General features: G+C 60.9%; 10 protein-coding genes. 5 read left to right on the top strand and 5 right to left on the bottom strand.

Annotated elements, in window-relative coordinates; all coding sequences use genetic code 11:
* Positions 1–148 precede the first annotated feature (148 nt).
* The 3 genes from PBDP_RS09870 (at position 149) to PBDP_RS09880 (ending at position 3,770) form a co-directional block, all read left to right on the top strand.
* Positions 149–421 (top strand): HU family DNA-binding protein, encoded by a 273-nt coding sequence (locus tag PBDP_RS09870; RefSeq protein WP_002552737.1) that lies wholly within the window; start codon positions 149–151, stop codon positions 419–421.
* Between the two features lie 224 nt (positions 422–645).
* The gene (locus PBDP_RS09875; RefSeq protein ID WP_176688251.1) at positions 646–2,517 is read left to right on the top strand and encodes a SurA N-terminal domain-containing protein; all 1,872 of its coding nucleotides are present in this window, start codon (positions 646–648) and stop codon (positions 2,515–2,517) included.
* A 392-nt stretch (positions 2,518–2,909) separates the two neighbouring features.
* Positions 2,910–3,770 carry a DUF2242 domain-containing protein gene (locus PBDP_RS09880; RefSeq protein ID WP_212802162.1) on the top strand — a complete coding sequence of 287 codons (861 nt, stop codon included), beginning with the start codon at positions 2,910–2,912 and terminating at the stop codon, positions 3,768–3,770.
* A 287-nt stretch (positions 3,771–4,057) separates the two neighbouring features.
* On the opposite strand, the gene PBDP_RS09885 is transcribed toward PBDP_RS09880, so the two are convergent.
* The 3 genes from PBDP_RS09885 to PBDP_RS09895 form a co-directional block, all read right to left on the bottom strand.
* Positions 4,058–5,095 (bottom strand): AraC family transcriptional regulator, encoded by a 1,038-nt coding sequence (locus PBDP_RS09885; RefSeq protein WP_109751644.1) that lies wholly within the window; start codon positions 5,093–5,095, stop codon positions 4,058–4,060.
* Between the two features lie 2 nt (positions 5,096–5,097).
* Entirely contained in the window at positions 5,098–6,228 is a 1,131-nt protein-coding gene (locus tag PBDP_RS09890) for a carbon-nitrogen hydrolase family protein (protein WP_109751645.1), read from the bottom strand.
* A 172-nt stretch (positions 6,229–6,400) separates the two neighbouring features.
* Positions 6,401–7,618, bottom strand: a complete 1,218-nt coding sequence (locus PBDP_RS09895) for a DUF3422 domain-containing protein (protein WP_212802163.1) — start codon at positions 7,616–7,618, stop codon at positions 6,401–6,403.
* 240 nt (positions 7,619–7,858) lie between these two features.
* Here PBDP_RS09895 and PBDP_RS09900 point away from each other — a divergent pair, with 240 nt between their 5' ends.
* Together PBDP_RS09900 and PBDP_RS09905 are read left to right on the top strand one after the other, a co-directional pair.
* Positions 7,859–9,898: an oxidoreductase gene (locus PBDP_RS09900; protein ID WP_109751647.1), complete on the top strand. Its 2,040-nt coding sequence runs from the start codon at positions 7,859–7,861 to the stop codon at positions 9,896–9,898.
* Between the two features lie 188 nt (positions 9,899–10,086).
* Complete coding sequence (locus tag PBDP_RS09905) at positions 10,087–10,995, top strand: 1-aminocyclopropane-1-carboxylate deaminase/D-cysteine desulfhydrase (RefSeq protein ID WP_116831901.1); 909 nt, start codon at positions 10,087–10,089, stop codon at positions 10,993–10,995.
* Between the two features lie 6 nt (positions 10,996–11,001).
* On the opposite strand, the gene PBDP_RS09910 is transcribed toward PBDP_RS09905, so the two are convergent.
* Both PBDP_RS09910 and PBDP_RS09915 read right to left on the bottom strand, forming a co-directional pair.
* On the bottom strand, positions 11,002–11,550 hold the full coding sequence (locus PBDP_RS09910) for a cytochrome b (protein WP_109751649.1): 549 nt from the start codon (positions 11,548–11,550) through the stop codon (positions 11,002–11,004).
* A 126-nt stretch (positions 11,551–11,676) separates the two neighbouring features.
* Positions 11,677–13,083 carry a type VI secretion system Vgr family protein gene (locus tag PBDP_RS09915; RefSeq protein WP_116831903.1) on the bottom strand — a complete coding sequence of 469 codons (1,407 nt, stop codon included), beginning with the start codon at positions 13,081–13,083 and terminating at the stop codon, positions 11,677–11,679.
* Positions 13,084–13,216: the final 133 nt, after the last annotated feature.

Genomic DNA, 13,216 nt, shown 5'->3' on the forward strand with positions numbered 1-13,216 from the left:
ACGCATTTGCCTGGGGGGCTTTCTTGACAGTTTTTTAGAGCCCTTGTTATAAAGCGGCTCTTAAGTGTCTGCAGGCCATTCAGCACTCGTTTTTTGCTTTCACCAAAAAAACTTAGAATCATCTCAAATAGATATAAGGGGACTTAGAGTGAACAAGTCGGAACTGATTGATGCTATCGCTGCATCCGCTGATATCCCGAAAGCTGCTGCTGGCCGTGCGCTGGACGCTGTAATCGAATCCGTCACTGGCGCTCTGAAGGCTGGCGACTCCGTTGTTCTGGTTGGTTTCGGCACCTTCTCCGTGACCGATCGTCCTGCTCGTATCGGTCGCAACCCGCAGACCGGTAAGACGCTGGAAATCGCTGCTGCCAAAAAGCCAGGCTTCAAAGCTGGTAAAGCACTGAAAGAAGCCGTTAACTAAGGTTTCGTTGAGTTTATCCGGGTCGGGGTCATGCCTGGCTTGGCAGCGGAGCGGTAACACGGCCGGTTGCAACCGGCCTGGCACACCAGGGCTTGCAGGTTAGGGCCCGGTCCGCTCCGCCAGTTACGAGAAGGCGCATCCTCGGATGCGCCTTTCTTCTATCCGGATTCTACCCACGCTCCACGGTTGCCTAAATTTGAAGTTCAACCGTTTCTGGGGGACGCATGCTGCAGAATATCAGGGACAATTCACAAGGCTGGATTGCCAAGACCATCATCGGGGTCATCGTCGCATTGATGGCGTTGACCGGTTTCGATGCCATTTTCAAAGCCACCACCAACAGCAACGAAGCGGCCAAGGTCAACGGCGAAAACATCAGCCAGAACGAGCTGAGCCAGGCGGTCGACATGCAACGCCGTCAGCTCATGCAACAGCTGGGCAAGGATTTCGACGCCTCCCTGCTGGACGAAAAAATGCTGCGCGATTCGGCGCTCAAGGGCCTGATCGATCGCAAGCTGTTGCTGCAGGGCGCACACGATGCCAAATTCGCTTTCTCCGAAGCTGCGCTCGATCAAGTGATCCTGCAAACGCCTGAGTTCCAGGTCGATGGCAAATTCAGCGCCGAGCGTTTCGACCAGGTGATCCGCCAGCTGGGTTACAGCCGTATGCAGTTCCGCCAGATGCTGGCTCAGGAAATGCTGATCGGTCAGTTGCGCGCAGGCCTGGCAGGCAGCGGTTTCGTCACCGATGCCCAAGTGCTGGCATTTGCCCGCCTGGAGAAACAGACCCGTGATTTCTCCACCTTGAACATCAAGGCTGACCCGGCGTCCGTCAAGCTGACCGATGACGAGGTCAAGGCTTACTACGACCAACACGCGAAGGAATTCATGACGCCTGACCAGGTGGTCATCGATTACCTCGAACTGAAGAAAGCCTCTTTCTTCGATCAGGTCAGCGTCAAGGACGAAGACCTGCAAGCGGCCTATCAGAAGGAAATCGCCAACCTGTCCGAACAGCGTCGGGCTGCGCACATCCTGATTGAAGTGAACGACAAGGTGACCGAAGCCCAGGCCAAGGCGAAGATCGAAGAGATCCAGGCTCGCCTGGCCAAAGGCGAGTCGTTTGAAGCGTTGGCGAAGGAATTTTCCCAGGATCCAGGTTCGGCGAACAACGGTGGCGATCTCGGCTATGCCGGTCCAGGCGTCTACGATCCGGAATTCGAAAAGGCCTTGTATGCGTTGAACAAGGACCAGGTCTCGGCACCGGTACGCACCGATTTCGGCCTGCACCTGATCAAGCTGCTGGGTGTCGAGGCGCCTGAAGTGCCTACGTTTGCCAGTCTCAAGGACAAGCTGACCCGCGAGCTGAAAACCCAGCAGGTGGAGCAACGTTTTGTCGAGGCGACCAAGCAACTGGAGGATGCCTCGTTCGAAGCGTCCGACCTGGCGCAACCAGCCCAGGATCTGAAGCTGACCGTCCACACGTCGGCTCCGTTCGGGCGTGAAGGCGGCGAAGGGATTGCGGCCAATCGTGCCGTGGTCACCGCTGCGTTCAGCCCGGAAGTGCTGGATGAGGGTGCCAACAGCACCGCCATCGAGCTGGATCCGGAAACCGTCGTGGTGCTGCGTGCCAAGGAGCACCGCAAGCCTGAGCAACTGCCGCTGGACAAGGTGGCAGGGCCCATTCGTGCCCAATTGGCCAAGGAGCACGCCAGCGCAGCGGCCAAGACCCGTGCTGACGAGTTGATCGCCAGCCTGCGCGACGGCAAGACTGCATTGGACAAGCCGATCGAGGGCCAAGGCTGGAAAACCGCCGAGGCAGCCACCCGCAACCAGGAAGGCATCGACCCGGCGGTGCTGCAAGCACTGTTCCGCATGCCCAAGCCTGAATCCAAGGACAAGCCGACGTTCAGCAGCGTGACCTTGCCTGACGGCAGCCTGGTGGTCGTACGTCTGAACGGCGTGAACGAAGCGGCGGCACCGACTGACGAAGAGAAGGCTGAATATCGTCGTTACCTTGCGTCCCGTGTTGGTCAGCAGGACTTTGCGGCGTATCGCAAGCAGTTGGAGAGCCAGGCGGATATCAAGCGGTTCTAATTGCGTGATGCTTTTTCAAACTTGGTTGTGATGCTGTTCAGTTAGAAAAAAACGGCGCTTCTTCAGAAATGGGAAGCGTCGTTTTTTTTGCTTCGTTTTTTCGGAGATGGGGGAAACACACACCAAACCAGGTAAAAACCACGCCTCTCGAAGCGGAATGTCAAAATCTTCATTAACCGGCTCAAGTAAACGGCATTAGGCCAAAATGCCAGGGTTTTCATATCTGCTTGTTGCCCAAAAGCGGGGGGTATTCGTCGCTCCACCGGACCAGCGTCTTTTTCCTGCAAACAACCCCCAGTAGACTTGTAACCCCCTTGAAACAAGATTAGCCACGCTGCCAGGTCGCGTTCTGTTGCACAATACGCCCCGGACCGTTTTTCTCAGGATGTTCAATGTTCAGATCATTTCACATGCGCACCGTCGGGCTTGCATTGCTGCTGGCCGCCGCAGCCGGTTGCTCGTCGAAGAAAGCCGCCATTTACGAGCACGAGAACTTCGATGACTCCGGCACGTTCTCGCGCACTTATCCAGTGAGTGACGCCGCCACCTGCGAGGCGGGGCGTAGGGCGTTGCTCAGCCAGGGCTACATCATCACCAGCAGCGATCCGAAGCTGGTCAGCGGCCACAAGAGTTTCCAGCAGACCGGCGACACCCACATGGAGATCAGCTTCAACCTGGTCTGTGCCGAAGATGGTGGGGCAGGGCATCGTGCGACCATGTTCGCCAACGCCTTGCAGGACCGCTACGCCCTGAAGAAAATCAACAACTCCGCGAGCCTGGGCGTGGGCGTGCTGGGTTCCGTATCGATGCCGATCGGCTCTTCGGACGATTCGATGGTCAAGGTCGCCAGCGAAACCGTGTCGGCGGCCAAGTTCTATGAGCGTTTCTTTGCCTTGGTAGAGCTGTTCCTGCCGCCCGAAGCGAAGAAGGCTGTCGAGAGCGCCGATAAACCGAAAGCTGAACTGGGTATTCCGGAAACCAAGGTCGAACCGGCCGCCCTGGTGCCTGGACCAGCGCCTGCACCGGAGCCTGTTGCCCCCGCGCCAGCTGCACCGGTGGAGGAGGCCACGCCGGCCCCTGTCGAAACCGCTCCTACGGTATCGGAGCCAGTCGCACCGCCAAGCGAGCCCGCGCCGATTGCGCCCGAGTCGTTCGAATCTGCGCCGACGACGGAAACCGTGACACCGCCACCACCGCCGTCCAGCTCGTTGCCGCCCCCGACCGAGCCGATCCAGCCGCTTCCGGCCTCCTGAGGTGCTGTGGCAGGGAGTTACGCCCTGTCACACTTCACGCGGTAATTTCCTGCCCCTGTGCTACGTTTAATTCATGAAGCCTTTGCTTCATGTTTTGTTCATAAAGCAGCTTTATGCTGATGCCAGCGCCATCAGGCATGGTCTCAATGACAGGGGAAGGACACGTAATGGATGATTATCAGGAAGAGCTGCTGGAATACCAGGCCTATGAACTGGACCCGCTGGAACCCGCCGAAGATGCGACGGAGTTGTAAGGGCGTTGCAAGCTTCAGCTAAACGCTTGAAGCTCAACTCCCTCTGTGACTACGACGAAACTCCCCAGGCGTCTGGTCGTTCCAGCGCTTGAAGGCCCGTTGAAATGCCTCGGCCGAGGCGAATCCCAACAGATAGGCGATTTCGCCGAACGCCAGTTCGGTATCGCGTATGTAGGTCATGGCCAGGTCGCGGCGGGTGTCGTTGAGAATGGCGCGAAACTGCGTGCCTTCCTCGGCCAGCTTGCGACGCAGGGTCCAGGTCGGCAGCTTCAAGCGAGCCGCCACTTCCTCCAGGTCGGGCTCCCGGCCGCCGTTGAGCAACGGCCCCAGCAGTTGAATGATGCGCTCACGCAGGCTGCGGGTGCGGGTCAGTTGTTCCAATTCCCGTTCACACAATTGAACCAGATGGTGCCAGGTGCTGGGGCAATGCTGTGGGTTGCGCTGGGCGAGGCTGTCCAGGCCCAGGCGCAGTTGATTCTGTTCGGCGCCAAACTGGATCGGGCAGTCACCGAGCGTGCGGTAGGCGTCCAGGTACGCAGGCTCCTCGAATTCGATTTCGATGCGTTCGGGCCGCAGCGCGATGCCGCTGACGCTGGACAACTGCGCCAGCCAGCCGGCAAGGATCGAATCCACGACGAAGCGGTTATAGGCGTTATACGGGCTGATGGAATAGAACCGTAGCCAAGCGCCCCGGGCATCCTCATGGAAACTCGATTGGCCGCGATAGTTGGAGCCATACAGTGGTTCGAAGCGGATCATGCAGCGGGCCGCCTCGCGCACGGTCGGTGCCTGGGCCGCGGTAACGCCCGCCAGCCCGGCCTGGCTCAAGCGGCCGAGCTGACCCATGCGCAGGCCCAGGGCCGGGTCCTGGGTTTGTTGGATCGCGGCGTGGCCCAGGCGCATGTAGCGTGGAATCGACAATCGAGCCCCAGGCTCGGCCAGGCGCGCGGCATCGAGACCGTACTGTTCAAGCAAGGGTTGCGGGTCTTGCCCATGGCTGGCGACCGCGTCAGCCAGGCTATGGACGAAGCCCACTGACAAGTCCCCCAGGCGCATCGGCTGCGGTTTCATGTTCACAACCACAGGTTCAGCAGGCGGGCACCACGGGCTTCGCCATCGGGGAAGTGTTGGCCGTCGTGGCTGATGAAGCTCTGGCCGGCGCTGCCGCTGTCCCAGAACTGGCCACGCAGGAACACGCTGACGCCGCCCCGGGCCTGGCTGATGGGCAATTGGCCGGTCAGTGTCAGGCGATGCCAGGCTTGCCCCTCGCTTACTTCACCTGGCTTGAGGCTCACTTCGCTCGGCGTGGACAGGCCTTTGTAACCGCTCCAGGGTTTGTCCCACGTATCGCGACCAATGATGAAGGCAGGTACCGCGATCAGTTGCGCGCCTTGGTCGTTGAGTTGCCGGTAATGGAGCGGGTACCAACTGTCGCTGCCGATCAGCACGCCCAGGCGCCCGGCGGGGGTGTCGATGACTTGCGGGACGGTCGGATGGTTGGCCCCAAGCACATCTCGCTGTTCGAACACGGGATGACGCTGGCGCTGTGGCTGGCCGATCGGCCGGCCATCGCTGCCGAATACCAGGCTGCTGTTGTACAACGCGCCGCGGCCGATCTTCAGTTCACCCTCGCTGACGCTGGGCTCGGGAAGCACGATGGAACCGGCCACCAGGGTGATACCGAACTCCTTGGCCAGTCCACCGAACAGCGCTTGATAGTCATGGGCCATGCGTTCGGCTTTCATGCGCAGGTAGGCATCGTCCAGTCGGTTATCGCCTTGAGCGCTGACCAGCGCCCGGATAAACGCCAGCGGATTGCTGATCGCCAGCCAGTTCATCGCTTCCTTCAGGGTAGTGGCCTGGTACAACTCGTCTTTTTCGCCGCCGACCATCAACCAGGTGCCGATGTGCTCGGGCAGGACCACCACGGTCTTGGCATTGAGAAAGCCCAGGTCGCGAGCCGTTTGCAGATAGGCCGCCAGTTTGCGATGCAGGCGCTCGGGGCTTTGGTAGTCGGTGGGGAACAATTCGGGCTGGATGCCCAGCAGGTTGCCGCGATCGGCGGGCGTACCCTGGTCGACCGCCAGGTTGATCCGCAGGTCTGACAGGTAATGACCCGTCGGACGATCCGTCGTCCATAGCGCGTAGGTGATCAGGGCGGCAATCAAGGCCAGTGTGAACAGCAGGTACAGAAATTTGCGCATGGGGGGAACAGTCAGCGGCCGTGTGCAGGTTCGTGATTTTCATCAGGAGCTACGGGGCAGGGTACGGTAAAACAAGGGATTAGCGAAGGGCGGGCGCTGATTTGTACTCACGGCAAGCAAGCGCAACGGCGTCCATGGAGCTGTTGGACGCCATCCGCGCTGGCAAGGCGTGCTAATGACTTTTCGCCTTCCTGATCCTGATCAGAATCAGCAGCATGATCAACAGCACTGGCGGTGTCATGCCCAGCAAGGCTTCGCGGGCCGAGAGGTTTGCGCCCAAGGTATGCAGCCCGCTATAGACCAACTTGAACAGGTTGATCAGGTAGTAGGTGATGGCAATGATCGACAGGCCTTCCACCGCGCGCTGGATCTTGATCTGTGCATCGGCACGCGCATTGAGGCTGCGCAGGATCTCGGCGTTCTGGTCCTCCATTTCGACCTGTACGCGTGCTTGCAGCAAGTCGCCCAGGTTGGCGACGCTCAGGGCCAGTTGTTCGAGGCGCTGTTCGGTGGCAGCGCAATAGCGCACCGTGGGTTTGAAACGTCGTTCGATGAAGACCCCCAGCCGCTGACAATCCCCCAGGTGACTTTCACGCAATTCCCCCAGGCGCTCGAACACCAGTTGTGCGTAGGCGCGGGTCGCGCTGAAGCGGTGGCGATTCCTGACCATGCTGCTGACCACCTGGCGAGACAGCAGGGCGATGTCCTCCAGCAGCGCCTTGGCATGCACGCCGCTGGCATTGGCGTTGCGTTCGGACAGGCTCACCAGGGTGCGATCGAATTCGTTCAGTTGCGGGTCCAGTGCCTTGGCGGTACTGAGCGACAAGGACGCCATCATCCGGTAGGTCTCGATTTCCAGCAGGCGTCGGATCATGCGTCCCTGGCGATAAGCGTTGAGCCGTCGGTTGATGAACAGCAGGCGATTGGTGCCGTCCTCGGTCAGGCGAAAATCGCTCCAGACCACCGCATCGCCACCGCCCACGCATGAGCCGCAAGGGTCCTTGAAACCGTAGCTGGGCAGGTCGAGACCGGCTTCTGCGCGCACCACCACCTGAACGGCATTGATGAGGTGCTGGGCGTGACCTTCGATACCTCGGGCAAGGCTTTCGGGCAGCGTCGTCCATTGCAACTCATTGCTGCTGGCCGGCACGACCAGGGTCAGCGTGAAGAACTCGGCGTGGCGTTCCCACTTTAGCGGATGTCCTTCCAGGCGGGTGATGCCCTGTGCGGCCTGCGCGGCGACGGTATCAGGGCACAGTCGCTCGAGCAGTGCGTTGCACTGGGCGGTGTCACCCAGAAACGCCAGGTGAAAGACATGGGCCGGTTCGTCGAAATACAACGACGGGCGGGCGTGCAACTCGTTGTGCAGCATTTTTCGTTGGGGATGCATGCAAGGACAACCGTGTTGTTAACGTTATTATTGGTTTGAGCACCTGGACCTGCGTTGGTAGGACTGGCGCATCCGGGTGAGAGTCACGCACGACTGAGCGGCGTCCTGCACATTTGGATCATTAAGTTGTCAGTTACGGTCATTGAGCGCTCGAACTCTGCCTCTTACGCTGTGGGCCATGACAGACGCAAGCCGCAGAGCCTGCGCTTTTTTCCGTGATCGCCCGTTGTGGAGTTACCGATGACCGCCTCTCATTACCCGCACCTGCTGGCCCCGCTGGACCTGGGTTTCACTACGTTGCGCAACCGTACCCTGATGGGCTCGATGCACACCGGCCTGGAAGAGAAGCCGGGCGGCTTCGAACGCATGGCGGCGTATTTCGCCGAGCGCGCCCGGGGCGGTGTGGGCCTGATGGTCACCGGTGGGATCGGGCCGAACGACGAGGGCGGTGTTTACTCCGGCGCGGCCAAGCTGACCACTGAAGAAGAGGCGCTCAAGCACCAGATCGTTACACGGGCCGTACACGAGGCTGGTGGCAAGATCTGCATGCAGATTCTCCATGCCGGGCGCTATGCCTACAGCCCCAAGCAAGTGGCACCGAGCGCGATCCAGGCGCCGATCAACCCATTCAAGCCCAAGGAGCTGGACGAAGAGGGGATCGAGAAGCAGATCAGCGATTTCGTCACCTGCTCGGTCCTGGCCCAGAAGGCCGAATACGACGGCGTCGAGATCATGGGCTCGGAAGGTTATTTCATTAACCAGTTCCTGGCGGCCCACACCAACCACCGTACCGACCGCTGGGGCGGCAGCTATGAAAACCGCATGCGCCTGCCGGTGGAAATCGTGCGTCGGGTACGCGAGGCGGTAGGCCCGAATTTCATCATCATCTTTCGTCTGTCGATGCTCGATCTGGTGGAAGGTGGCAGCACCTGGGACGAAATCGTCCAGTTGGCCAAGGCCATCGAGCAGGCCGGCGCGACGATTATCAACACCGGTATCGGTTGGCACGAAGCGCGAATTCCCACTATCGCCACCAAGGTTCCACGGGCGGCGTTCAGCAAGGTCACGGCCAAGCTGCGCGGTTCGGTGAGCATTCCGCTGATCACCACCAACCGCATCAACACTCCGGAAGTGGCCGAGCAGATCCTGGCCGAAGGCGATGCCGACATGGTCTCCATGGCGCGGCCTTTCCTGGCCGACCCGGAGTTCGTCAATAAGGCGGCCGCAGGGCGCAGCGATGAAATCAACACCTGCATCGGCTGCAACCAGGCGTGCCTGGACCACACCTTTGGCGGCAAGCTCACCAGTTGCCTGGTCAACCCACGGGCTTGCCACGAAACCGAACTCAACTACTTGCCGGCGACCCAGGTGAAGAAAATCGCCGTGGTCGGTGCCGGCCCGGCCGGGTTGTCCGCCGCCACGGTGGCGGCCGAGCGTGGGCATCAGGTGACACTGTTCGATTCGGCCAGCGAAATCGGTGGTCAGTTCAACATCGCCAAGCGCGTGCCAGGCAAGGAGGAGTTCTTTGAAACCCTGCGCTATTTCAAGCGCAAATTGCAGACCAGCCATGTCGAGTTGTGCCTCGACACCCGGGTGGATGTGGCGCAGTTGGTGGCCGGCGGTTACGACGAGATCATCCTCGCCACGGGCATCGCGCCGCGCGTGCCGGCGATTCCCGGGGTAGAGCATGCCAAGGTGTTGAGTTATCTGGACGTGATCCTGGAGCGCAAGCCAGTGGGCAGCCGCGTCGCGGTGATCGGTGCCGGCGGTATTGGCTTCGACGTGTCGGAATTCCTGGTGCATCAGGGCGTTGCCACCAGCCAGGACCGTGAGGCGTTCTGGAAGGAGTGGGGGATCGACACCCGGCTCGAGGCCCGCGGCGGCGTGGCCGGGATCAAGGCCCAGCCACACGCACCGGCGCGCCAGGTGTTCCTGCTGCAACGCAAGACTTCCAAGGTCGGTGACGGCCTGGGCAAGACCACTGGCTGGATTCACCGCACGGGCCTGAAGAACAAGCAGGTGCAGATGCTCAACAGCGTCGAGTACCTGAAGATCGACGACGACGGCCTGCACATTCGCATCGGCGAAACCGGCGAGCCACAAGTGCTGGCCGTGGACAACATCGTGATCTGCGCCGGCCAGGATCCGCTGCGTGAATTGCAGGAAGGACTGGAAGCCGCGGGGCAGACCGTTCACCTCATCGGCGGTGCCGACGTGGCGGCGGAGCTGGACGCCAAGCGGGCGATCAACCAGGGTTCGCGGTTGGCGGCGCAGTTGTAAGGTTCACGCCCCGTATCACCCGGATCCCCTGTGGGAGCGAGCCTGCTCGCGATGGCGGTTAGTCAGTTTCAGAAGCGCTGGCTGATCCACCGCTATCGCGAGCAGGCTCGCTCTCACAGGTTTTTCGACGTCAGGGAGTCTGCGACCAGCTGTTAAGATACCGGCGTCTTCCTGTCCGACCTGCCACCATGCTGCTTCCCGCCCTCGACTGGCATCCCCAACCCCGACTTGAACCCCTTCATCTGGACTGGCTCGCCCGTGCCAGTGTTGAAGTGGCAGTGTTGCGCCTGGACCGGATTGACCCGCTGATCAGCGGCAACAAGTGGTTCAAGCTGGTCAATCATTTGCGCACCGCCCATGAGGTCGGTGCCAAGGGGATCATGAGCCTGGGTGGGGCCTATTCCAATCATTTGCATGCACTGGCTGCGGCGGGCAAGCGTTTCGGCTTTCCCACGGCGGGGCTCTTGCGTGGGCACCCCCAGGACACGCCGACGGTACGCGACCTGAAAGCCTTTGGCATGGACCTGCACTGGCTGGGTTATGGCGGATACCGAGAGCGGCACGCAGTGGATTTCTGGGAGTCGTGGCAGATCCGCTATCCACATTTGCATCCGGTGCCCGAAGGCGGCTCAGGATTACCTGGTGCACAAGGTTGCATGGCTTGGGCGGCCAGCGTCCGTGAACAATTGGCGACGTTGGGATGGGCGGATTATCACGGCTGGTGGCTGGCCTGCGGCACCGGAACGTCACTGGCCGGGCTGGTGCTGGCCGAAGCCGGGCAGCGCCCGGTCTATGGCGTACTGGCGGTGCCCCAGGACCATGGCGTGGCGCAGCAAGTCGAAAGCATCCTGGGGGAAGCGGGCCTTTGCAGTGCGCTTTATGAACTGTTCGACGGCAGCCGTGGCGGTTTCGCCCGGGTCGATGGTGAACTCACCGATTTCATCGAAACCACGGCGGCCATCGAGCTGGAGCCGTTGTACACCGGCAAAGCCTTGCTGTTGCTTAAAGCGCGGGTCGAGGCCGGAGGGTTTGCCCCAGGCACCCGCTTGATCTTCGTCCACACCGGCGGCTTGCAAGGCCGCCGAGGGTTCGAATAACAGCGATCAGCCGCGTTTGGGCATCATCCGCAACAGCGTGTTGTCGCGTACCACATAGTGGTGATACAGCCCCGCCAAGGCATGCAGGCCAATCAACCAATAGCCGATGGTGCCGCCCAGCACATGCCAGCTTTCCAGTTGCTTGGCGAAATCCTTGTCCTGATCGACGAGCAAGGGCAAATCGAAACCGTAGAACATCACCTGATGCCCTTCGGCGCTGGTGATCAGCCAGCCCAGCAGCGGCATGGCGATCATGAACAGGTACAGCGCCCAGTGCATCAGGCGCGCGAGGAAGGTTTGCCACGCAGGCGAGGCCGGGAAAATCGCCGGGGCCTTACCCATGCTGCGGGCGAACAGACGCAGCCAGACCAGTACGAACACGGTCAGGCCGAGCATGAAATGCGCTTCCTTGATCAGGGTCCGGCCGCCGCTGCCCTTGGGGAAAATCCCCCGGAACTCGATGCAGGCATAGACCACCGCCAGCAGAACCAGCATCAACCAATGCAAGGTCACCGTGACGGTACTGTAGCGGCTTTCTGAGTTTTTCCAGGGCATTGCGGGTATCTCCAACAATCAGGGTAGAGCGCCGTCTAGAGCGGCGTTGTCTGTTTACTGTAAGCCCGTTTCGCTGGGTTTGCATGAGCCAGATCAGTTTTGCCGGGATGAAGCCACAGAGATGAGTCAGGGGGTGAAGTCCGGCGGGTTCAGCAGCCAGTCCAACAGCAGCCCGGCATCATGATTGCCACGGGGCGGTTTCGGTGGCGCGGCGGTTTGTCCGGCACCGGTATCGATAGCCCCCGGGCACAGCACCGGGCGGTCGGGGTCGCCATCGAGAAAACTCACCAGCACTTCGCTGCCGGCCATCAGGCTGGGGCTGTCACCCAGTGTCAGTCGCGACACGGGCAGCGTGATGCCTTCCTGGTCCGGCGCCCATAGGCTGACACTCACCTGGCCGCGTTCATCGGGCCTGGCTGGCTGGCCGGTGCGGCCGAGTACGTGTGCCAGGTGGTACCCGGGGATACAGGGCTTGGGATGCTTGAGGGCCGGCCTGAATACGGTGGACCATGGAATGGCGGTGAACCGGTTGCGGTAGTCACGGGCCGACGGTGTGGCGGGCAAGTCCGGCTCCAGGATCGAAAACTGCCGCCCGCGATGCTGGACCTCGGTGATCAGCCATTGATCGTTGAAGGTGGCAACCGGGTGTTCGCAGACCTGTACGATGTCGCCGCCGTGCAGGGCAGGTTGGGTACTGTGGCCATGGATTTCCCGCTGCCGACAGCGCAGTCGTTCAAGGTGGCGGCGTCCGGCCTGGTAACGGTGAGCCAAGGCCGGGTCGCCGCGCATGGCTTCGTGATCGATCTGTTCAAGGAGGTGATTCGCCGCCGTGGCCCCGGCTTCAGGCATGGCCCGGTCGCTGAAGCCGACGGGTAGGCCAGGCATTCGCGAGTGGTGACGCAAATACAGGCGCTTGATGGCCGGTAGCAGGTTGTCACTCGGGCGCAGGGGCAGCTCGATGGCGCGCGCGGGGAAGCTCTTCGGGTCTTCGGCAAACACCAGGACATGGCCATGGGGGGCGTGTTCGAAGTGGTAGTGGATGCCTTCCTCCTCGCACAGTCGTTGCAGGAAGGTCAGGTCGCTTTCGTCGTACTGGATGCAAAACGGGCGACACGGATACTGCCCATGGGGCAGTTCGAAACGGTAACTGTCGGTGGGTAGCGGGTGTTCTTCCAACAGGCGTTGCAGCACCTGCACCACGCTGAGCTGATGGAAAACCCGGCGCCGCGGGCCTTGTTCCAGTTGCTGGAGGTAGGGAACCAGTGTCAGGCGATAGACAATGAGCTGCGGCGCCTGGGCGTTCAGGCTGACGCTGTGGACAATCCCATGGACCCCCGATTCGCCGTCCAGGCGCAGGAAGGCCGGATGCCCCAATAGCAGGTCGGGGTTTATCGGCGGGGCCAGGCCGATCAGTTCGAGGTCGAAGCGGTACGGCTGGTTGAGGGCTTCGCGGCCATTGAACCGCAATACTTGCAATTGCAAGTCGCTTTGCGTGAGTGTCAGGCTGAAGGGACTTTCCGTGTCGTTGCGCATCGCAGCTCCTACTGGCTGGGAGAGAGGCGCAGAGGGTACGAAACCGTGACGGAGAACGGTGCGTGTGAGTCGCTGTTTCAGAAAAGCCCTACAACACGCTGTGAAAATGTCGATCCAGCAGGGTGAATTTTTG

Source organism: Pseudomonas sp. St290 (genome assembly GCF_018325805.1).
GTDB lineage: Bacteria > Pseudomonadota > Gammaproteobacteria > Pseudomonadales > Pseudomonadaceae > Aquipseudomonas > Aquipseudomonas bijieensis.

Excerpts from the sequence above, each read along its gene's own strand:
- PBDP_RS09875 (WP_176688251.1), top strand. The coding sequence starts at position 646 with ATGCTGCAGAATATCAGGGACAATTCACAAGGCTGGATTGCCAAGACC.
- PBDP_RS09880 (WP_212802162.1), top strand. The coding sequence starts at position 2,910 with ATGTTCAGATCATTTCACATGCGCACCGTCGGGCTTGCATTGCTGCTG.
- PBDP_RS09885 (WP_109751644.1), bottom strand. The coding sequence starts at position 5,095 with ATGAAACCGCAGCCGATGCGCCTGGGGGACTTGTCAGTGGGCTTCGTC.
- PBDP_RS09890 (WP_109751645.1), bottom strand. The coding sequence starts at position 6,228 with ATGCGCAAATTTCTGTACCTGCTGTTCACACTGGCCTTGATTGCCGCC.
- PBDP_RS09895 (WP_212802163.1), bottom strand. The coding sequence starts at position 7,618 with ATGCATCCCCAACGAAAAATGCTGCACAACGAGTTGCACGCCCGCCCG.
- PBDP_RS09900 (WP_109751647.1), top strand. The coding sequence starts at position 7,859 with ATGACCGCCTCTCATTACCCGCACCTGCTGGCCCCGCTGGACCTGGGT.
- PBDP_RS09905 (WP_116831901.1), top strand. The coding sequence starts at position 10,087 with ATGCTGCTTCCCGCCCTCGACTGGCATCCCCAACCCCGACTTGAACCC.
- PBDP_RS09910 (WP_109751649.1), bottom strand. The coding sequence starts at position 11,550 with ATGCCCTGGAAAAACTCAGAAAGCCGCTACAGTACCGTCACGGTGACC.
- PBDP_RS09915 (WP_116831903.1), bottom strand. The coding sequence starts at position 13,083 with ATGCGCAACGACACGGAAAGTCCCTTCAGCCTGACACTCACGCAAAGC.